Below are 20,299 nucleotides of genomic sequence, written 5' to 3'. Positions count from 1 at the left end.
GGTGTGTGGACGCCGGTCTGCCGGTCGACGCCGGCCTCCACCGAATGGGGGATGCCTCCTCCTGCGGACGACGGCTGGGGCGGCCTCCTCGCCGGCGCGAGGCTGGAGGCATGAGAACTCCAGCAGTGCAGGTGCGCAACCTGCGGAAGACGTATGACGGCCGTGCCGTCGTCGACGGCGTGAGCTTCGACATCGAGCGCGGCGAGACGTTCGCCCTGCTCGGCCCCAACGGCGCCGGCAAGTCCACGACCGTCGAGATCCTCGAGGGCTACCGCCGTCGCGGCGGCGGCGAGGTGAGCGTGCTGGGGGTCGACCCTGAGCAGGGCGGCCTCGAGTGGAAGGCGCGCCTGGGCATCGTGCTGCAGACGTGCGGTCAGAGCGGCCTGCTCACCGTGCGCGAGCAGCTCAAGCAGTACGCCGGGTTCTACCCCGATGCGCGCGATGTGGACGAGGTGATCGCCGCCGTGGGCCTGACGGCGCAGGCGAAGATGCGCACCTCGAAGCTGTCGGGCGGGCAGCAGCGCCGGGTCGACGTCGCCATGGGCATCATCGGACGACCCGAGCTGCTGTTCCTCGACGAGCCGACGACCGGTTTCGACCCCGAGGCGCGGCGCGAGTTCTGGGAGCTGATCCGCGGACTCAAGGCGGAGGGCACGACGATCCTCCTCACGACCCACTACCTCGACGAGGCGGCGCAGCTCGCCGACCGGGTCGCGGTCATCGCCGACGGCCGGCTGCAGGCGCTCGGTCCGGTCGACACCTTCGGCGGCCCGGATGCGCGCGTGCCCGTTGTGCGCTGGTACGAGGGCGGCGTGCAGCGCGAGGAGCGCTCCACCACGCCTCTCGCTCTCGCGGGCGAGTTGAGCGCTCGGCTGGGCGGTGAGCCGGAGCGGCTCGAGATCGTCCGGCCCAGCCTCGAGGACATCTATCTGGAACTGGTCGCGCGCGCATCGGGCGCGGCGGCCGAGCTGGCGAAGGAGACCGTGCGATGAGCATGACAGCGATCAAGGTGCCCGGCATCGTCCCCACCGGGCTGTGGCGGGCGCGTTTCGAGCTGACGCAGTACTTCCGCTCGGGCGACACGCTCTTCTTCACCTTCCTGTTCCCGGTCTTCATGCTGGGGCTGTTCAGCGTCGCCTTCGGCGCGGACGGTGATGTGCAGATGGCACCCGGTCTGCCGGCACTGCCGATGGCGCAGCTCTATCTGCCGGGAATGATGGCCGCCGGACTCCTGCTGTCGGGCTTCCAGAACCTGGCGATCGACATCGCGCTGGAGCGCGCGGACGGCACCCTCAAGCGACTCGGCGGGTCGCCGCTCTCGCCGGTGAGCTACTTCCTCGGCAAGATCGCGCAGGTGCTGGTCACCGGCGTGCTGCAGGCGGCGCTGCTGCTCGCCGTGGCCGGGCTCGCCCTGGGAGTGCCGCTGCCCACCGAGCCGTCGCAGTGGTTCACCTTCGCGTGGGTCTTCGTGTTCGGCATCGCGACCTCGGCGCTGCTCGGCATCGCCCTGTCGGCCCTGCCCCGCAGCGCGAAGAGCGCCACGGCCGTCGTGATCCCGATCGGGCTCGTGCTGCAGTTCATCTCGGGGGTGTACTTGATGTTCTGGCAGCTCCCGGAGTGGCTGCAGAACGTCGCCTCGCTGTTCCCGCTCAAGTGGATGGCGCAGGGGATGCGCGCGGTGTTCCTCCCCGAGGAGTACGCGGCGCTCGAGCCGGGCGGCGAGTGGAACCTGGTCGGCGTGGCGGCGGCCCTCGGCATCTGGCTCGTCGTGGGGCTGATCATGTCGCTCGTCACCTTCCGGTGGATCCGCCGCAACGCGTAGCCTCACCAGGAGGACCAGGAGGATCATGCTCGACAAGCGCTGGTGGGACATCGCGGTCGTCGCCGGATCGGCGTCGATCGCGATGGCCATCGCGTTCGGCCTCGGACCAGGAGGCGCAGCCGAGCGCGCGGTCGCGTATGCCGCGATCACGGCGTTCGCTCTGGCGTACTTCCTGATCGCGCGGCCGGCGCTCGGGACCGCGTCGACTGTGCGGTTCGCGACGTTCCTGACGATCACCGCCGTCATCCTGGCGATCGGGACCGCGTCGACCGAGTTCCTCGCCACCCTGCAGGTGCTCGCGTACCCGCTGGCGTGGGTGCTCGGCGACACGCGCCGTCGTGGGGTCATCGGATCAGCCGTCATCGCCCTCGCGGTGATGGTCGGCTACACCTTCGGCGGGGGCTTCAGCATCGGCGCGTTCGTGGCCGGGGTGACGACCGCCGGGTTCTCGTTCGCGTTCGCCACCGCGTTCGGGCTCTGGATCTCGGGGATCGCAGAGTACGGGGAGGAACGGGCGCGTCTGCTCGATGAACTGACGGCGGCCCAGGCCGAGGTGCGCGCGCTGAGTCATGAGCGCGGCGCCTCGGAGGAGCGTGAGCGACTGGCGCGCGACATCCACGACACCCTCGCCCAGAGTCTCGCCGGCCTCGTGATCCTCGCGGAGCGCGCCGGGCGGCAGTCGCGGGAGGGGGCAGCGGATGCTGCGACCGCGACCCTGGCGACCGTCGAGCAGGTCGCGCGCGACGCGCTGGACGAAGCCCGTGCCCTCGTCGCGCGCACGGCAGCCGTGCCCGACGAGGCGGCGCTCGGCGCGGCGATCGAGCGGTTGGCCGAGCGCTTCCGCGCCCAGTCGGGAGCCGCCATCGACGTCTCCGTCGATGCGACCGCCGAGGCGCTCGACCGCGACCGTCAGGTCGTGCTGCTGCGCTGCGCGCAGGAGGGGCTGTCCAACGTCGCCCGGCACGCGCAGGCGACGCTCGCCACGGTGGCGGTGCGCGTGGCCGATGGAGCCGCGACGCTGGAGATCACCGACGATGGGCGTGGGTTCGACCCCGCAGCCAGCGGCACCGGGTTCGGCATCGACGGCATGGGAGATCGCGTCGCGCTCGCGGGCGGCACGTTCGAAGTCGACTCGGCGCCGGGCGCCGGCACGACCGTGCGGGTGCGGCTTCCGCTGAGCTCGGGTGCGGTCGCGGGCGCGGTCGCCGGCAGCGCGCCGGCGGACGAGGCGCGCACGGAGGTCACGCCATGATCCGGCTGCTCATCGCCGACGACCATCCCGTCGTGCGCGCGGGTCTCGCCGGACTGCTGTCCGACGAACCCGGCTTCGAGGTCGTGGCCGAGGCATCCGACGGCGACGAAGCGGTCACGCTGGCGCGGGCGACCTCGCCCGACGTCGTGCTCATGGACCTGCGCATGCCCCGGGTCGACGGCGTCTCGGCGACCGCGCGGATCGCCGGGGGCGAGGCGGGCAGCCCGCCGCCGCGGGTGCTGATCCTCACGACGTACGAGTCGGACGACCAGATCCTCGCCGCGATCGAGGCGGGAGCCTCGGGCTACCTGCTCAAGGCGGCGCCGCAGGCTGAGATCGTGGCGGGCATCCGCTCGGTCGCCGCCGGTCAGTCGGCGCTCTCGCCGCAGGTCGCCGTGCGCCTCGTCGAGCGGATGCGGCGGCCCGGACCCGACGCGGTCGCGCTCACGGCGCGCGAGCTCGACGTGCTGCGGCTGGTCGCCACCGGACACAGCAACAAGCAGATCGCGGTGACGCTCGGCATCGGCGAGTCGACGGTCAAGACGCACCTGCTCAAGGTCTTCGACAAGCTCGGCGTCGCCGACCGCACCAGGGCGGTCACCCTCGCCATGGAGCGCGGCCTGCTGCCCTGACGCCGGATGCCGAAGACGACGGATGCGCGGACCGTGCGGCCCGCGCATCCGTCGTCATAGAGATCAGCCGAACTGGTTCATCGTGTTGTCCTTGCCGCCGGCCTTCAGGGCCGCGTCGCCGGCGAAGTACTCCTTGTGGTTGTCGCCGATGTCGCTGCCGGCCATGTTCTGGTGCTTCACCGTCGCGATGCCCTCGCGGATCTCGCGGCGCTGGACGCCCTTCACGTAGGCGAGCATGCCCTCGTCGCCGAAGTAGCCCTTGGCGAGGGTGTCGGTCGACAGCGCCGCCGTGTGATACGTCGGCAGGGTGATCAGGTGGTGGAAGATGCCGGCGCGCGCCGAGCCGTCGGCCTGGAACGTGCGGATCTTCTCGTCGGCCAGCTGCGCCAGCTCGGTGTCGTCGTACTCCACGCTCATCAGACTGCTGCGGTCGTATGCCGAGACGTCCGCGCCCTCGGCTGCGAGCTGGTCGTAGGCCTGCTGGCGGAAGTTGAGCGTCCAGTTGAACGACGGGCTGTTGTTGTAGACCAGCTTCGCGTTCGGGACGGCCTCGCGGATGCGGTCGACCATGCCGGCGATCTGCTCGACGTGCGGCTTCTCGGTCTCGATCCACAGCAGGTCGGCGCCGTTCTGCAGCGACGTGACGCAGTCCAGCACGACGCGATCCTCGCCGGTGCCGGGACGGAACTGGTACAGGTTGCTGGCGAGGCGCTTCGGGCGCAGCAGCCGACCCTCGCGACGGATCACCACGTCGCCGTCGCTGAGCTCGGACTCGGAGATCGTCTCGACGTCGAGGAACGCGTTGTACTGGTCGCCCAGGTCGCCCGGCTCGCTCGAGACGGCCAGCTTCTGCGTCAGTCCGGCGCCGAGCGAGTCGGTGCGGGCGACGATGACGCCGTTGTCGATGCCGAGCTCGAGGAACGCGTAGCGCACCGCGTTGATCTTCGCGAGGAAGTCCTCGTGCGGCACCGTGACCTTGCCGTCCTGGTGGCCGCACTGCTTCTCGTCGGAGACCTGGTTCTCGATCTGGATCGCGCAGGCGCCCGCTTCGATCATCTTCTTCGCCAGGAGATACGTCGCCTCGGGGTTGCCGAAGCCGGCGTCGATGTCGGCGATGATCGGCACGACGTGCGTCTCGTGGTTGTCGATCTGCGACTGGATGAACTCGACGGCGGTCTCGTCACCCGCGCGGCGCGCGTCGTCGAGCTGGGTGAAGAGCAGATCGAGCTCACGGGCGTCGGCCTGGCGGAGGAACGTGTACAGCTCTTCGATGAGGGCCGGCACCGCCGTCTTCTCGTGCATCGACTGGTCGGGCAGCGGGCCGAACTCCGAGCGGAGCGCCGCGACCATCCAGCCCGAGAGGTACAGGTACCGCTTGTTCGTGCTCTTCAGGTGCTTCTTGATCGAGATCAGCTTCTGCTGCCCGATGAAGCCGTGCCAGACGCCGAGCGACTGGGTGTACAGCGACGAGTCGCCGTCGTACTCGGCCATGTCGCGACGCATGATGTCGGCCGTGTACTGCGCGATCTCGAGTCCGGTCCTGAACCGGTTCTGCGCGCGCATCCGGGCGACGTACTCGGGGTTGACGGCATCCCAGGGAGATCCGTACTGCTTCTTCAGGGCCTCGACGGCCTCGATGTCATCGGTGTAGGTGGTCATGTCGTTGTCCTTCGGTGGAGATGCGTCAGTCGGTCTCGACGAGGAAGCGCGCGTAGGCGGGCAGGGTGAGGAAGGCCGGGAAGTCGGTGCCGAGGGCGACCTCGCGGAACACCTCGGCCGCGTCGTCGAACCGGTCGCCGTCGCGCCGCTCGACCTCGTCGAGCACCTGCGCGATGAGCCTCTCGACGTAGTCGCGCGTGATCGGCGTGCCGTCCTCGGTGGAGCGGTCCTGGTGGATCCACTGCCACACCTGCGAGCGCGAGATCTCGGCGGTCGCGGCATCCTCCATGAGGTTGTCGATCGCCACGGCGCCGAGGCCCCGCAGCCAGGCTTCGATGTAGCGGATCGCCACCGACACGTTGCCGTGGACGCCCGCAGCCGTGATCGGACGCCCGATGTGCACGTCGATCAGGTCGGCCGCCTTCACGTCGACCTCGGGGCGCTGGCGGTCCAGCTGGTTCGGCCGGTCGCCGAGCACTGCGTCGAACTCGGCGCGGGCGACGGGGATCAGGTCGGGGTGGGCCACCCACGTGCCGTCGAAGCCGTCGCCGGCCTCGCGCTTCTTGTCGGCGGCGACCTTCTCGAACGCGCGCTGGGTCACCTCGGGGTCGCGTCGGTTCGGGATGAAGGCGCTCATGCCGCCGATCGCGAAGGCGCCGCGCTTGTGACACGTCTGCACGAGCAGTTCGGTGTAGGCCCGCATGAACGGCACGGTCATCGTGACCTCGCTGCGGTCGGGGAGCACGAAGCGAGCCCCGCGGCCGCGGTAGTTCTTGATGATGGAGAAGATGTAGTCCCAGCGGCCGGCGTTGAGGCCGGCGCAGTGGTCGCGCAGTTCGAAGAGGATCTCCTCCATCTCGAACGCCGCAGGCAGCGTCTCGATGAGCACGGTCGCGCGGATCGTGCCGTGGGGGATGCCCACGTACTGCTCGCTGAACGAGAAGACGTCGTCCCACAGCTTCGCCTCTTCGCTCGACTCGAGCTTGGCGATGTAGAAGTACGGTCCGCGCCCGTTCGCGATGAGCTGCTGGGCGTTGTGGAAGAAGTACAGGCCGAAGTCGACGAGCGAGCCGGATGCCGCCATCGTGCGGCCGGTGCGGTCGGTGAAGCGGATGTGGTGCTCGGTGAGGTGCCAGCCGCGGGGTCGCATCACGATCGTGGGCGTCTCGGTCGCCGTCACCTCGTACCGCTTGCCCTCGGGGCTCGTGAACGAGAGCTCGCCGCGGATCGCGTCGCGCAGCGACAGCTGGCCCTCGATGACGTTCCTCCAGGTGGGGCTGGTGGCATCCTCCTGGTCGGCCAGCCACACCTTCGCGCCGGAGTTCAGCGCGTTGATGGTCATCTTCGGGTCGGTCGGACCGGTGATCTCGACACGGCGGTCCTCGAGGCCCGGGCCTGCACCGGCGACGCGCCACTCCGCGTCCTCCCGGATGTGGCGCGTGTCGTCGCGGAATTGCGGGTCGTGCCCGTTGCCGACCTGGAACCGCCGGCGCATGCGGTCGGCCAGGCGGTCGTGACGGCGGGCACCGAACCGGTGGTGCAGCTCGGTGAGGAAGGCGAGCGCCTCCGGAGTGAGGATCTCGTCGTAGCGAGGGGCGAGGCGTCCGGCGACCTCGATCGCCGGCTCGTGGATCTGCGTGGGGATGGGGCCGGTGCGCGTGCGCATCGGGGTGGCGGTTGCAGGTGTCATATCCCTGTCTTCCTGTGAACGAATGTGAAGTGCCTCTGGGGGATGCTCCGACCCGACGTGTGCGTCGGTTCCGGCATCCCGAGATCTGCGTTCTGGATCAACCGGTGGTGGTCGTGTGTCCACTCTGGGGTGAAGATCACCCCTTCGCCTGACCAATTCGACTGTGAAGTTTTCGCTTATTTCTGCTTTCGTGACAGAATCGCGCCATGACGACGTCCTTCACCCACGATTCCGTCGCAGAAGTCTCCGACCATGAAGACGTGGACTCCCTGACCATCGGCCGCCGCATCCGGCAGCTGCGCGCCGAGCGCGGCATGACGCTGGAAGAGCTCGCGGCGGCGGTCGATCGGGCGCCGAGCCAGCTGTCGATGATCGAGAACGGCCGGCGCGAGCCGAAGCTCACGCTGTTGCAGGCGATCGCCCGCGCGCTGGGCTCCTCCCTCGACGCGATCCTCGAGTCCGAGCCGCTCGACGAGCGTGCGACCCTCGAGATCTCGCTCGAGCGGGCGATGCGCGGGCAGACGTTCCAGGCGCTCGGCATCCCGCCGTTCCGGATCGGCAAGACCATCCCCGATGAAGCGCTCAAGACGATGCTGGCGCTGCAGTCCGAGATCGAGCGGCTGCGCGACGAGCGGGCGGCGACGCCGGAAGAGGCGCGTCGCGCCAACGTTGCGCTGCGCCGGCTCATGCGCACGCAGAACAACTACTTCGCCGAGCTCGAGGAGCACGCGCGTGCGGTGCTCGACGCGGTCGACCACCCGGGCGGCCCGCTCACGCAGCGCACCGCATCCGACATCGCCGCCCATCTCGGATTCACGCTGCACTACGTGCCAGACCTGCCCCAGACCACCCGCAGCGTCGCCGACCTCAAGCACGGGCGCCTCTACCTGTCGAGCCGCGTCACGGCCAAGGGCGACCCGCGCGCGGCGGTGCTGCAGGCGCTGTCGAGCCGCATCCTCGGGCACCGCGAGCCCACGTCTTACGCGGAGTTCCTGCGCCAGCGCGTCGAGACGAACTACCTCACCGGTGCGCTGCTCATCCCCGAGCAGCACGTCGTGCCGTTCCTGCAGGAGGCCAAGAAGGACCGTGCGATCTCGATCGAAGACCTCCGCGACGCGTACTCGGTCTCGTACGAGACGGCCGCGCACCGCTTCACCAACCTGGCGACCGTGCACCTGGGCATCCCGGTCCACTTCCTCAAGGTGCACGAGTCGGGCACGATCACGAAGGCGTACGAGAACGACGACGTGAACTTCCCGACCGACCGCATCGGCTCGATCGAGGGCCAGATGTGCTGCCGCAAGTGGACCTCGCGCGCGGTCTTCGACGTCGACGACCACTTCAACCCTTACTACCAGTACACCGACACCGGCAACGGCACCTACTGGTGCACGGCCCGCGTCGAGCAGTCGAGCGAGGGCGCGCACTCGGTGAGCGTGGGTGTTCGCTTCGATGACACCAAGTGGTTCCTCGGGCGCGACACCCCGCACCGCGGCGTCTCGACGCACTCCGTGGAAGCGTGCTGCCGGCGCGCGCCGGCCGATCTCGAGGCCGCCTGGCGCGACAATTCCTGGCCGAACGTCCGCACGCCGCGCACGCTGCTCGCGACCCTGCCGACCGGTGCCTTCCCCGGCGTCGACACGACCGACGTGTACGAGTTCCTCGCCGCGCACGCCCCGCGCTGACGGCTGAGCCGCCCGCTCGTCGCCGGCGGTGCCGGGGCCGCTGGCCGGCTCCGGTCGCCGGGCGTCCCCGGCTCGCCGGCCGCGGGTCTCTGGGTCGCAATCCGGGCGTCCCCGGGTCCAAGCCGGGCGTCCCTGGGGCCAAGCCGGGCGTCCCTGGCTCGTCGGCCTCCTGCTCGCCTGTCACGAAGTGCTGGGGCGGGCGGCGTGTCGTGACAGGTGAGCGTTCCCCGGTGTTGAGCCCTCCTGCTCGCCGGTCACGAAGCGCTGGGGTGAGGGGCGTGTCGTGACAGGTGAGCGTTCCTCGGTGTTGAGGCATCCTGCGTTCCTCGGGGTCGCCGGCCTCCTGCTCGCCTGTCGCGAAGTGCTGGGGCGGGCGGCGTGTCGTGACAGGTGAGCGTTCCTCGGGGTTGAGGCCTCCTGCTCGCCTGTCACGAAGTGCTGGGGCGGGCGGCGTGTCGTGACAGGTGAGCGTGGGTGCGTGAGAGACGCGTGAGAGAGCGGATGCCGGGGTTCCGCCAATACCTGGCAGGTGTTAGGTTTTCCGGACCGACGGCTCCGCCCGCGGAGCCGCTTTCGACGAGGAGAGCGCGATGAGACGATGGCTGAGCACGGCGACCGTGGCGGGATTGATAGCGGCAGGAGTGGCGCTGGCGCCACCGGCGGCGGCGACCGTCGGTCCGGGTCACGGCAAGCCCGGCAACGAGACCCTGCAGCGCTACGCCGAAGACACCTGGGCGTCGCTGGACGCGATGACCGATGAAGCGACGGGCCTGCCGTCCGACAACGTCACCGGCGACCTGGTCACCGCTGGCGCGTACACGTCCCCGACGAACATCGGCGGCTACCTCTGGTCGACGGTCACGGCGCGCGATCTGGGCATCATCTCGAAGGGCGATGCCCGCGATCGCATGGCGACGACGCTCGACACCCTCGAGGATCTCGAGCGCAACGATGCGAGCGGCATGTACTACAACTGGTACGACCCGGCCACGGGAGCGCAGCTGACGACCTGGCCGGACTCCGGCGACCCGGTGTACCCGTTCCTCAGCACGGTCGACAACGGCTGGCTCGCAGCATCCCTCCGCATCGTCCGCGAGGCGGAGCCGAGCCTTGCCGAGCAGGCGGACGCCCTGTACGACTCGATGGAGTTCTCGGCGTTCTTCAACCCGGAGGGCGCGCCCGGTCTGCCGGCCGGAACGAATCGCGGCGGGTTCTGGGAGGCGCCGCCGCCGGACTGCAGCGTCGAGGCGCCGATGTACAACGGATCGGGTGAGACGGCGTTCTACACCTGTCACCACTACGACACGACCGTGAGCGAGAGCCGGATCGCGACCTACCTGGGCATCTCGAACGGCGAGATCCCGGCGACCGCGCTGTACGGCACGCACCGCACCATGCCGCCCGGCTGCGACTGGGCGTGGCAGGAGCAGCTGCCGACCGGCACCTACCGCACGTACCAGGGCTTCGAGGTGTGGGAGGGCGTCTACACCTACGCCGGCATGAGCTTCGTGCCGAGTTGGGGCGGCAGCATGTTCGAGGCGCTCATGCCCGACCTGCTGGTGCCCGAGACGACGTGGGGGCCGCGGTCGTGGCGGCTGAACCATCCGATCACCGTCGCGGTGCAGAAGCACCACGGGCTCGAGGACGCCGGCTACGGTGCCTGGGGCTTTTCGCCGGCGAGCAACCCGTTCGGCGGCTACGCCGAGTACGGCGTCGACCTCGCGGGTATGCGCTCCGACGGGTACACGTCGGACGTCGAGAAGACGGATGTCGACATCGACCGGCCCGGATGCAGCGAGGGCACGAACCCCGATCCCGAGTTCGGCGACGGGGTCGTGACGCCGCACGCGAGCTTCCTCGCCCTGCCCTACGACCGCCGCGGCGTGCTCGAGAACCTCGCCCACCTCGAGGACGATCTCGGCGCTTACGGACCCGGTGGATTCTACGACTCGGTGGCGGTCGGCAGCGGCACCGTCGCCGAGCGCTACCTCTCGCTGGACCAGTCGATGATCATGGCGGCCATCGGCAATGAGCTGACCGGCGATACGCTGAAGCGGTACTTCGTCGACAAGGAGATGGAGAAGCGCCTGCGGCCGGCGATGAAGGCGCAGGTGTTCAGCTCCGAGGAGAAAGCGCGCGAGTGAGCAGCGAAGCCGCCGAGACCGCAGCCGGGGCACCCACGTCGGGTGCCCCGGCTCGCGGTGCACGCGCGCGGCGCGGCAGCTACGCCAAGGGCCAGGCGCGCCGCCAGGCGATCGTCGATGAGGCGCTCATCGTCTTCGGCCGCAGCGGCTACCACAGCGGGTCGCTGCGCGAGATCGCGAAGCGCGTCGGGCTCACCCCCACGGGACTCATGCACCACTTCGCCAACAAGGAGGAGCTCTTCACCGAGGTGCTCCGCCAGCGCGACGAGGCGATCCGCGCGGCCGCAGGCGACCCTGCCGAGCACACGCTGATCGAGCAGGCGACCAAGGTCGTCGCCTACAACCAGGAGTCCCGCGGCCTCACGTCGCTGTACGCCACGGTGTCGGCCGAGGCGACCGATTCGGAGCACCCCGCGCATGCGGAGTTCGCGCGGCGGTACCGCGACGGCGCCGAGAGCGCGACGCCGATCCTCGTCGCCGCACAAGCCGACGGCGAGGTGCGGGCCGACATCGACCCCGCGCTCGCCGCACGTCTCATCAGCGCGGTGATGGACGGGATCCAGCAGCAGTGGCTGCTCGACGACACCGTCGACATGAACGCGCTGTTCGCCGAGTTCGTGCGCGGGTACCTGCTGCCCCGCGACGACGCGTAGGGCGGCGCTGCGACGACGCGTAGGTCGGCGCTGGGACGACGCGTAGGGCGCCGCCCCGCGACGACGCGTAGGGCGGCGCTGGGACGACGCGTAGGGCGCCGCCCCGCGACGACGCGTAAGGCGGCGGGCGCGGGTCGCACCGCCCGATCTCGGCCCAGAGTCAGGAGACACTCCGTCGCAGCCGCCCCGAGGCGCCCGGTGCGCGACGTGTCTCCTGACTGTGGCGCGTCCGGCGTCAGAGGGCGTTCGCGCGGGCCACGTCGCCGAGCCAGGCCAGGCTGGGCTTCGGGCGGCGTTCGAACGTCTCACGGTCCCATGCGATGAGTCCGAAGGTCGGCCGGTAGCTGCCCCACTCGTAGTTGTCGAGCAGGCTCCAGTGCAGGTAGCCCCGCACGTCCACGCCCTCGGCGATGCACGCGTGCACCGCCTCGAGCGCCCCGCGCGTGTAGTCGATGCGCCGGGGGTCGTCGGCCGTGGCCATGCCGTTCTCGGTGATGTAGACCGGCGCGCCGGCCCGGGCCCAGGCGTTGCGGATGCCGTCGCCCACGGCGGGCGGGTAGTACTCCCACCCGGTCAGCGTGCGCTCGGCGTCGTCCGGGATGGGCAGCGGGCCGTCGGGGCCGATCTTCGTGCGCGTGTACGCCTGCACGCCCACCCAGTCGTCGCCGGTCGCGGCGTCGAGGAACACGTCCTCGCGCGAGGCGCCGTACTCGGCCGCGACGGTCTCGCCGCCGTCGACCGGCTGGTACGCCTGGGTCGCCACCGACCACCCGGCGCGCCCGCCTGCGCCGCGCACGAGCTCGACCGCGCGCTTGTGCGCGTCGACCAGCCGGTCGGTGACCGCCGGGACCCCCGGAGGCAGCCCGATCGACGGGAACCCGACCTCGGGGTCGGCGAGCACCGACACCATGTTCGGCTCGTTGATCGTGCACACGAGGTCGACACCCTCGAGCACCGGCAGGGCGGCTTCGACGTACCGGGCGAACCGGTCGGCCGCGGCATCCGAGTGCCATCCTCCCTCACGGGCGAACCACACCGGATTCGTGAAGTGGTGCAGGGTGATCATCGGCTGCAGCCCGAGTTCGCGGGCGGTCGACACCATCCGGCGGTAGTGGTCGATCGCCGCGCGCGAGACGAAGCCTTCCTCCGGTTCGATGCGCGCCCACTCGATGCTGAAGCGGTAGGTGTCGAGCCCTGCATCGGCGAGGAGCGCCATGTCCTCGCCGTAGCGGTGATAGCTGTCGGCGGCATCGCCGGACGGTGTCTCGACGGGGGCACCGGGCAGGTGCCCCCACTCGCGCTGCCACCAGTCCGAGTTGACGTTGCCGCCCTCGATCTGGTGCGCCGCCGTCGACGCACCCCACAGGAAGCCTTCGGGGAAGTCCATCGTTCGATGGTCCTTTCTGTCGGAGGATCGGATGCCGCGGCATCCGCTCAGGTCATTTGATGCCGGTGAGCGCGATGCCCTGCACGAAGTAGCGCTGCAGGAAGAGGAACAGCAGCAGCATCGGCAGCACGACGACCACGGCGCCGGCCATCATCAGGCCGTACCGTGCCGCGTTCTGGCCCACCGAGTACAGAGCGAGCGCCACCGGGAGGGTGTACATGTCCTCGGTCGTGGCGACCACGAGGGGCCACAGGAAGTTGTTCCAGCTCGCGAGGAACGTGAGGATCGTGAGCGTCGCGACCGCCGGACCGCACAGCGGCATGATGACGCGCAGGAAGATGCGCCACTCGCTCGCACCGTCGATGCGGGCCGCTTCGATCAGCTCGTCGGGCAGGCTCAGCATGAACTGCCGCATCAGGAAGACGCCCAGCGGCGAAATGAGGAACGGCAGGATGAGACCCGGATACGAGTTGACGAGGCCGAGGTTGGCGGTCAGCACGAACAGGGGCACGAACGTCACGACGCCCGGCACCATGAGCGTGCCGATCACGATGACGAACAGCAGCTTCTTGCCGCGGAACTGCAGCTTCGCCAGTGCATAGCCGATCATCGAGCAGAACACGATGTTGCCGAGCGTCACGAAGACCGCGACCACGATGCTGTTGATGAAGAACGTGGTGAAGTCGAGCCGGCCGAACAGCGTCTCGAAGTTCTCGATCGTCGGCTGCTCCGGCAGGAAGCCCGTCGGGTTGCGGCGGATCTCCGCGTCGGTCTTGAAGGCGCCGAGGATCATCCACACGAAAGGCATGATCATGGCGACCAGGCCCACCGTCAGGACGATGTACAGCCACCAGCGGGGGCGCTCGCCGCGGCCTCGGCGACCGGCGGGGTGAGGGTCCCGCTCGATCACGTCGGTGTCGGCGACCGACGCCGAGGCGAGCACGGGTCCGAGGCGCCGCGGCGGTTCGCCGGGTGCGTCCGCGGTGCGCGGGGGAGTGACGGTCATGTCAGTCCCTCCTTCCGAGGAACCGGAACTGGATGAGCGACAGCACCACGATCGCGAGGAACAGCACGTAGCTCGCCGCCGACGCGTAGGCGTAGTTGCCGAAGCCGAACTGGTCGTAGGTGTACATCGCCGTCGACAGGGTGGCGTCGAGCGGTCCGCCCTGAGTCATGACGTACGGCTCCTCGAAGAACTGCAGGAACCCGATGCCGGTGATGACCGCGGCGAACAGGATCGCCGGGCGCATCGCCGGCACGGTGATGTTCCAGAAGCGCTGCCAGGCGTTCGCGCCGTCGACCATCGCGGCCTCGTGGTGCTCGCGGGGCACACCCTGGAGCGCGGCGAGGAAGATCACCATGATGGTGCCGATGTTGCGCCAGACCGCCATGACGATGAGCGACGGCAGTGCCCAGGTCGTGGACTGCAGCCAGTCCGGACCCTGGATGCCGAAGATCGCGAGGAACCCGTTGAGCAGGCCGTCCGGCTGCAGGATGAACCTCCACACCAGCGCGATCGCGACGATGCTCGTCACGACCGGGGCGTAGTACCCGACGCGGTACACCGTGCGGAAGCGACGGATGCCCTTGTCCAGTGCCAGCGCGACCGCCAGGGCGAGCGCGATCGTCAGCGGCACCGCGACGATCACGAAGGTGAAGGTGTTCAGGAGCGATCGCAGGAAGCGGGGATCCTGGAACAGCCGGAGGTAGTTGTCGAACCCGACGACGTTCACCTGGAACGGCGTCTGCAGGTCGCGGGTCGTCATGTCGGTGAAGCTCATGAGCAGTGACCCGATGATCGGGCCGGCCATGAAGATCACCCACAGGATCACGAACGGCGCGGCGAAGAGCCAGGCGTTGCGTGTCATGCGGCGCTCCCGCCGCGTCGCCTTCACACGGGGTGCGGGGCGACGCGGCGGGGCCGCGGGAGCGATGGCGGTCATCGGAGGGTCGCTTACTGACCCGTGCCGATCGACGCGGCCTGCTGCTGGATCGTGGCGATCGCGTCTGCCGGCGTCGTGTCGCCGCGCGTGGCCTTCTCCAGCTCCTGGTCGATCACGGCGGACACCTGCGCCCACGTGGGGATCGCGGGCGGCGCCTTCGAGTCCTGCAGCTGCTCGCCGAACACGCTCAGGTACGGGTCGTCGCTGAAGGTCGGGTCGTCCCACGCTTCCTGCACGCTCGGCAGGTCGGTCGAGATCTCGTACCAGGCCAGCTGCGTCTCGGGCTGGCTCAGCCAGCGCACGAACTTCCACGACGCGTCGCGGTTCTCGGCGTCGTCGAACACGGCGAGGTTGCCACCGCCGGTGAAGCTGGTGCGGCTGTCGGCACCCGGCACCATTGCGACTCCGAACTTGTCGGCGAACTCCTCGCCGCCCTGGTCGAGGAGCAGCCCGACGTGGAACGGGCCGCTGTAGAACGCGCCGACCTCACCCGTGATGAAGGCCTGCTCGATCTCGCCGCCCTCCAGGCGCCGGGGCTCGGCGATGCCGTCCTCGAAGAAGCTGGTGTAGAAGGAGAACGCCTCCTCCCACTCCGGGGTGTCGAAGGTGAACTCGGTGCCCTCCTCGTTGAGGATGTCGCCGCCCTGCTGCCAGGCGAGCGGGGTGACGTACTGCCACGAGTCGAAGCCGCCCGGCGGGAGCGAGACGCCCCACTCGGCGCCGGCCTCCTGAAGGCCCTTCGTGAACGCGGTGTACTCCTCCCACGTCGCGGGCGGCTCGAGGCCGGCCTGCTCGGCGAGGTCGGTGCGGTAGTAGAGGACGCGGGTGTCGACGTACCACGGCACGCCGTAGGCGACCCCGTCGACGACGGCGGTCTCCCACGAGCCCTCGAAGAACGAGGACTCGTCGACGAGGCCGTCGGGGGTGGGCTCGAACGCGCCGGTCGCGGCGAACTCGCCGACCCACGTGGTGCCGAGCATCGTGACATCCGGCGTCTGGCCGCCTGCGATCGCCGTGGCGATGCGGTCGTGGGCGCTCTCCCACGGCACGGCGGTCACCTCGATCGAGACGTCGGGGTTCTCCTCCTCGAACTGGGCGGCGAGCTCGTCGAGGACTTCGCCCTCGTTGCCCATCGCCCATACCTCGACCGTGCCGCTGGCGGGCGAGTCGTCGATGGCGTCGCCGCCTCCGCCGTCGCCGCCGCCGCCCGTGGGCGCGTCGCTGCGCCCGCAGCCGGCGAGCACGAGCGCGCCGACGAGCGTCAGCGCTCCGGCCGCAGCCCATCGGGAGGTTCTGCGTGTGAATGTTCTGGTCATCGGTCTGACGCCTCCATCGGTCGTCGCCGCCTCCGTGGCGGCCCTGCCTCGGCTGTGTTCGCGACGCGGGGGCGTCGCGGTCCTCGACTGTACGCCAAAAACCTGACACATGAAAGGTATTGGCGATGAGAGTCATCTCATCGACGGCAGGATGCCTCTCGACAGGAGTGCAGCCAATGACCTGGCGCGGGCCTCGTCGAAGTGCTACCCGAGGAGTGCGGAAGCGGCGGCACGGCGCGCGGAAGCGGCCGGCACGGCCCCGCGGAAGCGGCGACACGGCGCGCGGACCGCCGCTCCGGGCCAGCAGGCGAGCGGCGCCGGGCGGGGAGCGGATGGAGCGCGTCAGTGTCGCCCGGCGACGAAGTCGGCGACGTGCGCGGGCCACGCCGTGCCGCTGCCCGACCCGGATGCCTCGAACCGATCCGCCGTGCGGTACGCGGCATAAATCGCGTTCACCGCGAGCCAGCGCAGCGGTTCGGGCTCCCACTTCTTGGCCCGATGACCCACCCAGGGCAGACGCACCAGGTCGGTGTCGCGCCCGAGCACGAGGTCGGCCAGCGTCCGGCCCGCGAGGTTGGTCGCGGTGACGCCGGTGCCGACATATCCGCCCGCCCAGCCGAGTCCGGTGGCGCGGTCGAGGCCGACGGTCGCGGCCCAGTCGCGCGGAACGCCGAGCACGCCCGCCCAGGCGTGCGCGATCGGCACGTCCGCCGCATCCGGGAAGAAGCTCCGCAGCAGGTCCGTCAGCGACGCGATCGTGCGTTCCTGCGTCGTGCCGTCGGCGTCGACGCGCGAGGCGTAGCGGTACGGCACTCCGCGCCCGCCGAAGGCGATGCGGTCGTCGGCGGTGCGCTGGGCGTACATGTACACGTGGGCGAAGTCGCCGAGCGTCTCGCGGCCCTCCCAGCCGATCGACGCCCAGGCCGCCGCGGGCAGCGGGTCCGTGACGATCATCGACGAGTTCATGGGCAGCCACGTGCGGTGCTCGCCCCGCAGGTCGGCGGTGAATCCCTCGGTCGCGCGCAGCACGTGCGTCGCGCGCACCGTCCCGCGGTCGGTGAGTGCGCGACCCGGCGCGATCTCGGAGACGTGCGTCTGCTCGTAGATCGTCGCGCCCGCGCGCTCGACGGCGGCGGCGAGTCCTGCGACGAGCTTGGCGGGGTGCAACCGGGCGCAGTGCGGATGCCACATGCCCCCGAGTGCGCCGTCCACGGCGATGCGGGATGCCGCGGCCGAGGCATCCAACTCCTCCACATCGGTGTGCGGCCAGGACTTCTCATCCGCCACAGCGGCACGCAGCCGCGCGAGCTGCGACGGTGTGCGGGCGACGCCGAACTCGCCCCCCTTGACGATGTCGGCCTTGATGCCTTCGCGGGCGGCGACGGCGATGACCTCGTCGACCGTCTCATTGAGGGCGCGCTGCTGCGCGATCGCCGCGTCGCGGCCGTGGGATGCCGCGTACCTGTCGCGTCCGCCGGTGACGGTGTTCGTCAGCCAGCCGCCGTTGCGACCCGACGCGCCGAATCCGGCGAACCGCTGCTCGAGCACCGCCACGCGCAGATCGGGCTGCAGGGTCGTCAGGTAGTACGCCGCCCACAGTCCGGTGTAGCCGCCGCCGACGATGGCGACGTCCACGTCGAGGTCGCGGTCGAGCGGCGGACGCGGCGACGGCGTGCCGCCGAGCTGCCTCCACCACCATGAGACGTCTCCGTTGGGCACGCGCGCATCCGCCATGCGTCCATCCTCCCGGTGACGGGTTGGAGGCGGTGCGGGCGATCTGTCCCGAACCTGGTCGCGCCCCGGCGGATTCGCCCGGGCGCTGCGGCGCAGCGACGGAGATCGTGCGCGACGCGCGGGGAGCGGATGCTGCGGCTCGGCGTGTCGCCGGAGATCTCCGATTCTGCGACGCGAGGCCGCCCCCGACGTCGGTCGAGGGTGCTCAGCGGCGGCGCGGGGCTCTTCGCCCGGGCGCCGCGGCGCAGTGTCGGAGATCGTGTGCGACGCGCGGGGAACCGGATGCTGCGGCTCGGCGTGTCGCCGATGATCTCCGATTCTGCGACGCGAGGCCGCCCCGAGGCGTCGGTCGAGGGCGCTCAGCGCCGGCCCGGAGCTCTTCGCCCGGCTGCCCCGGTGCAGTGTCGGAGATCGTGGGCGACGCGCGGGGAGCGGATGCTGCGGCTCGGCGTGTCGCCGATGATCTCCGATTCTGCGACGCGACGCCGGCCCCAGACGCCGGTCGAGGGTGCGCAGCGCCGGCTTGGGGCTCTTCGCCCGGCCGCTGCGGTGCAGTGTCGGAGATCGTGTGCGACGCGCGGGGAGCGGATGCTGCGGCTCGGCGTGGCGCTGCGGCGCAGTGTCGGAGATCGTGTGCGACGCGCGGGGTGCGGATGCTGCGGCTCGGCGTGTCGCCGAAGATCTCCGATTCTGCGACGCGACGCCGGCCCCCGAGGCGTCGGTCGAGGGCGCGCAGCGCGGCCCAGGGCGACGCCACCCGCCCCCGGACGGTCAGTCGAGGGCGCGCAGCGCGGCCCAGAGCTCGGCGCGCGTGGCGAACGACGACAGGTCGCGCCCGAGCACGCGCTCGGCCTGAGCCAGCCGCGTGCGCACGGTATGCCGGTGCACGCCGAGAGAGCGAGCGGATGCCTCGTGCGAGCAGTCGTTCTCGAGCCACGCGCGAAGCGTCTCGACGAGCCGCGTGCCCTCATCGGCGTCGTGCGTCGCGAGCGGCGCGAGCTCCGCCCGGGCCAGGGTGCGCGCTTCGTCCGTCAGCGCCGAGAGCACGCCCGAGCGGGCGATTTCGGCGAACGCCGTGACGGGTCCGGCGCCACGGTCGCGTGCGACACGCGCCTGGCCGATGGCCGCGGCGAAGCCGTCGTAGCCGGTCGGGTCGGACACCCCGATCCTCACTCCGAAGCGCTCGGCGAGCTCGTCGACGGGCGCGTGCTCGCCCGCCGGCACCACGAGCACGAGCCCGTCATCGCCGCGTCCGAAGAACAGCGAGCCGCGCCGCTCGTCGACGCGCAGCTCGAGGACCTCGGCGATCGCGTCGACGCGCGACGCCGCGGCATCCGTCACCGCCACCTGGATCGGTGCCGCCGGAAGCGGCCCCCAGACCTCCCGCGCGATGCGGCGCGCGAGCGACGGCTCATCGGTCATCAGGGTGTGGAGCAGCCCGGCCCGCAGCGCCCCGCGGGCACGGCCGAGGCCCTGCTGCTGCTCGAGCGCGAGCCCGGCCATCGCGATCACCGAGGTCACGACGCCCCGGCCCTCCTGGTCGAGGTCGCCCGCCGCGATGGCGATCACCCCGCGAAGGTGCCCGCCGCGGCCGAGGGTCTGCAGAGTGAACGGGGTCTCGTCGATCCGCAGCGACGATCCGGCGCGCGCCCCGCGGTTGAGCACTCCGGTGACCTCGTGGCGCAGGGCGGCGGCCGTCGCCGCGCCGAGTCCGCCGACGGGATGCTCGCGCGACAGCTCGCCCGCCGCGTCGAACATCCCGACCCAGGTGTCGAGCTGCTTCGCGAGCTCCGAGACGGTGGCGCCCAGGCCGTCCGGGCGCAGTGCCGCGAGCGCGATCGCGCGCTGCGCCGCGAGGGCCCAGCTCCGCCGCGCGTAGGCCTGCGCGGCGATGGCCTCGGCGTTCGCCCGCGCCACGGCGATGAACGGCGTGCGGTACGGCACCTCGAACAGCGGCATCCGCTCGTCCCGGCAGGCCTGGGCAAGCGCCGGCGGCAGACCCGCGCGCACCACCTCGGTGCCGAACCCGAGCCCGACCACCCCGCGGGCCGCGAGGCGGTGCACGTACGCCCGGTACGGCGCGACGTCGTCGCTCGTGTCGGTGAACTGCGTGCCGGTGGTCAGCAGCACCAGGCCCTCCGAGAGGAATGGGGTGGGGTCCGACAGATCCGAGCTGTGCACCCAGCGCACCGCGCGGTCGAGCGCCGCGGGGTCGAGACCGTCGTCTTCGGCGAGCGTCAGGCGGAGGTCGCCGCGGGTGAGGAGCGCGCGCAGGGTCGGGGCGTCGGCGGGAGCGTTCACGGGTCCTCCGGGATATACCACCTGTACAGCGGGCTAGGGAGAATGTACAGCGAGGAGGGTGCGGGCGCGCGAAGCCAGCGC

15 protein-coding genes are annotated in these 20,299 nt (G+C 70.7%); 7 read left to right on the top strand and 8 right to left on the bottom strand.

Going from position 1 to position 20,299, the window contains the following annotated elements; all coding sequences use genetic code 11:
• The first annotated feature begins 110 nt into the window (after positions 1–110).
• Genes ACFC1W_RS14455 through ACFC1W_RS14440 form a run of 4 tightly spaced genes read left to right on the top strand, consistent with a single transcriptional unit; the run spans position 111 to position 3,706 of the window.
• Positions 111–992: an ABC transporter ATP-binding protein gene (locus ACFC1W_RS14455; RefSeq protein WP_375993855.1), complete on the top strand. Its 882-nt coding sequence runs from the start codon at positions 111–113 to the stop codon at positions 990–992.
• Complete coding sequence (locus ACFC1W_RS14450; protein WP_375993852.1) at positions 989–1,822, top strand: ABC transporter permease; 834 nt, start codon at positions 989–991, stop codon at positions 1,820–1,822. The genes ACFC1W_RS14455 and ACFC1W_RS14450 overlap by 4 nt, the downstream gene beginning before the upstream one ends.
• A gap of 25 nt (positions 1,823–1,847) precedes the next feature.
• A complete protein-coding gene (locus ACFC1W_RS14445; protein WP_375993849.1) occupies positions 1,848–3,074 on the top strand; it encodes a sensor histidine kinase in 1,227 nt (408 codons plus the stop codon).
• Complete coding sequence (locus tag ACFC1W_RS14440) at positions 3,071–3,706, top strand: response regulator (RefSeq protein WP_375993846.1); 636 nt, start codon at positions 3,071–3,073, stop codon at positions 3,704–3,706. The genes ACFC1W_RS14445 and ACFC1W_RS14440 overlap by 4 nt, the downstream gene beginning before the upstream one ends.
• A gap of 63 nt (positions 3,707–3,769) precedes the next feature.
• Here the strand turns inward: ACFC1W_RS14440 and ACFC1W_RS14435 are convergent, their stop codons facing one another.
• Together ACFC1W_RS14435 and aceB are read right to left on the bottom strand one after the other, a co-directional pair.
• Positions 3,770–5,365, bottom strand: a complete 1,596-nt coding sequence (locus tag ACFC1W_RS14435; RefSeq protein WP_241111977.1) for an isocitrate lyase — start codon at positions 5,363–5,365, stop codon at positions 3,770–3,772.
• A gap of 25 nt (positions 5,366–5,390) precedes the next feature.
• Positions 5,391–7,031 carry a malate synthase A gene (aceB, locus tag ACFC1W_RS14430; RefSeq protein WP_375994011.1) on the bottom strand — a complete coding sequence of 547 codons (1,641 nt, stop codon included), beginning with the start codon at positions 7,029–7,031 and terminating at the stop codon, positions 5,391–5,393.
• 230 nt (positions 7,032–7,261) lie between these two features.
• Here aceB and ACFC1W_RS14425 point away from each other — a divergent pair, with 230 nt between their 5' ends.
• The 3 genes from ACFC1W_RS14425 (at position 7,262) to ACFC1W_RS14415 (ending at position 11,537) form a co-directional block, all read left to right on the top strand.
• Positions 7,262–8,740, top strand: coding sequence for a helix-turn-helix domain-containing protein (locus ACFC1W_RS14425; protein ID WP_375993843.1), 1,479 nt, complete (start codon positions 7,262–7,264; stop codon positions 8,738–8,740).
• A 590-nt stretch (positions 8,741–9,330) separates the two neighbouring features.
• Complete coding sequence (locus tag ACFC1W_RS14420) at positions 9,331–10,884, top strand: glucoamylase family protein (RefSeq protein WP_375993840.1); 1,554 nt, start codon at positions 9,331–9,333, stop codon at positions 10,882–10,884.
• On the top strand, positions 10,881–11,537 hold the full coding sequence (locus ACFC1W_RS14415) for a TetR/AcrR family transcriptional regulator (RefSeq protein ID WP_375993838.1): 657 nt from the start codon (positions 10,881–10,883) through the stop codon (positions 11,535–11,537). The genes ACFC1W_RS14420 and ACFC1W_RS14415 overlap by 4 nt, the downstream gene beginning before the upstream one ends.
• Before the next feature lie 235 nt (positions 11,538–11,772).
• On the opposite strand, the gene ACFC1W_RS14410 is transcribed toward ACFC1W_RS14415, so the two are convergent.
• The 6 genes from ACFC1W_RS14410 to ACFC1W_RS14385 all read right to left on the bottom strand — a co-directional run bounded on the left by ACFC1W_RS14410 (position 11,773) and on the right by ACFC1W_RS14385 (position 20,218).
• A complete protein-coding gene (locus ACFC1W_RS14410; protein ID WP_375993835.1) occupies positions 11,773–12,924 on the bottom strand; it encodes a glycoside hydrolase family 1 protein in 1,152 nt (383 codons plus the stop codon).
• Positions 12,925–12,976: 52 nt separating this feature from the next.
• On the bottom strand, positions 12,977–13,930 hold the full coding sequence (locus ACFC1W_RS14405; protein ID WP_375993832.1) for a carbohydrate ABC transporter permease: 954 nt from the start codon (positions 13,928–13,930) through the stop codon (positions 12,977–12,979).
• A 1-nt stretch (position 13,931) separates the two neighbouring features.
• Positions 13,932–14,867, bottom strand: a complete 936-nt coding sequence (locus ACFC1W_RS14400; protein ID WP_374200459.1) for a carbohydrate ABC transporter permease — start codon at positions 14,865–14,867, stop codon at positions 13,932–13,934.
• Positions 14,868–14,878: 11 nt separating this feature from the next.
• A complete protein-coding gene (locus ACFC1W_RS14395; protein ID WP_375993830.1) occupies positions 14,879–16,183 on the bottom strand; it encodes a sugar ABC transporter substrate-binding protein in 1,305 nt (434 codons plus the stop codon).
• A 342-nt stretch (positions 16,184–16,525) separates the two neighbouring features.
• Positions 16,526–17,917, bottom strand: coding sequence for an NAD(P)/FAD-dependent oxidoreductase (locus ACFC1W_RS14390; RefSeq protein WP_375993828.1), 1,392 nt, complete (start codon positions 17,915–17,917; stop codon positions 16,526–16,528).
• A gap of 771 nt (positions 17,918–18,688) precedes the next feature.
• Positions 18,689–20,218 (bottom strand): PucR family transcriptional regulator, encoded by a 1,530-nt coding sequence (locus ACFC1W_RS14385; RefSeq protein WP_375993825.1) that lies wholly within the window; start codon positions 20,216–20,218, stop codon positions 18,689–18,691.
• Positions 20,219–20,299 lie beyond the last annotated feature (81 nt).

It is taken from the genome of Microbacterium sp. NPDC056003 (assembly GCF_042274785.1).
Taxonomy (GTDB): domain Bacteria; phylum Actinomycetota; class Actinomycetes; order Actinomycetales; family Microbacteriaceae; genus Microbacterium.
This window is presented reverse-complemented; position numbering and strand designations above follow the sequence as displayed.

Bases quoted from the DNA above. Each gene is read 5' to 3' on its own strand.
- ACFC1W_RS14455 (WP_375993855.1), top strand. From the start codon at position 111: ATGAGAACTCCAGCAGTGCAGGTGCGCAACCTGCGGAAGACGTATGAC.
- ACFC1W_RS14450 (WP_375993852.1), top strand. From the start codon at position 989: ATGAGCATGACAGCGATCAAGGTGCCCGGCATCGTCCCCACCGGGCTG.
- ACFC1W_RS14445 (WP_375993849.1), top strand. From the start codon at position 1,848: ATGCTCGACAAGCGCTGGTGGGACATCGCGGTCGTCGCCGGATCGGCG.
- ACFC1W_RS14440 (WP_375993846.1), top strand. From the start codon at position 3,071: ATGATCCGGCTGCTCATCGCCGACGACCATCCCGTCGTGCGCGCGGGT.
- ACFC1W_RS14435 (WP_241111977.1), bottom strand. From the start codon at position 5,365: ATGACCACCTACACCGATGACATCGAGGCCGTCGAGGCCCTGAAGAAG.
- aceB (WP_375994011.1), bottom strand. From the start codon at position 7,031: ATGCGCACGCGCACCGGCCCCATCCCCACGCAGATCCACGAGCCGGCG.
- ACFC1W_RS14425 (WP_375993843.1), top strand. From the start codon at position 7,262: ATGACGACGTCCTTCACCCACGATTCCGTCGCAGAAGTCTCCGACCAT.
- ACFC1W_RS14420 (WP_375993840.1), top strand. From the start codon at position 9,331: ATGAGACGATGGCTGAGCACGGCGACCGTGGCGGGATTGATAGCGGCA.
- ACFC1W_RS14410 (WP_375993835.1), bottom strand. From the start codon at position 12,924: ATGGACTTCCCCGAAGGCTTCCTGTGGGGTGCGTCGACGGCGGCGCAC.
- ACFC1W_RS14405 (WP_375993832.1), bottom strand. From the start codon at position 13,930: ATGACCGTCACTCCCCCGCGCACCGCGGACGCACCCGGCGAACCGCCG.
- ACFC1W_RS14400 (WP_374200459.1), bottom strand. From the start codon at position 14,867: ATGACCGCCATCGCTCCCGCGGCCCCGCCGCGTCGCCCCGCACCCCGT.
- ACFC1W_RS14395 (WP_375993830.1), bottom strand. From the start codon at position 16,183: ATGACCAGAACATTCACACGCAGAACCTCCCGATGGGCTGCGGCCGGA.
- ACFC1W_RS14390 (WP_375993828.1), bottom strand. From the start codon at position 17,917: ATGGCGGATGCGCGCGTGCCCAACGGAGACGTCTCATGGTGGTGGAGG.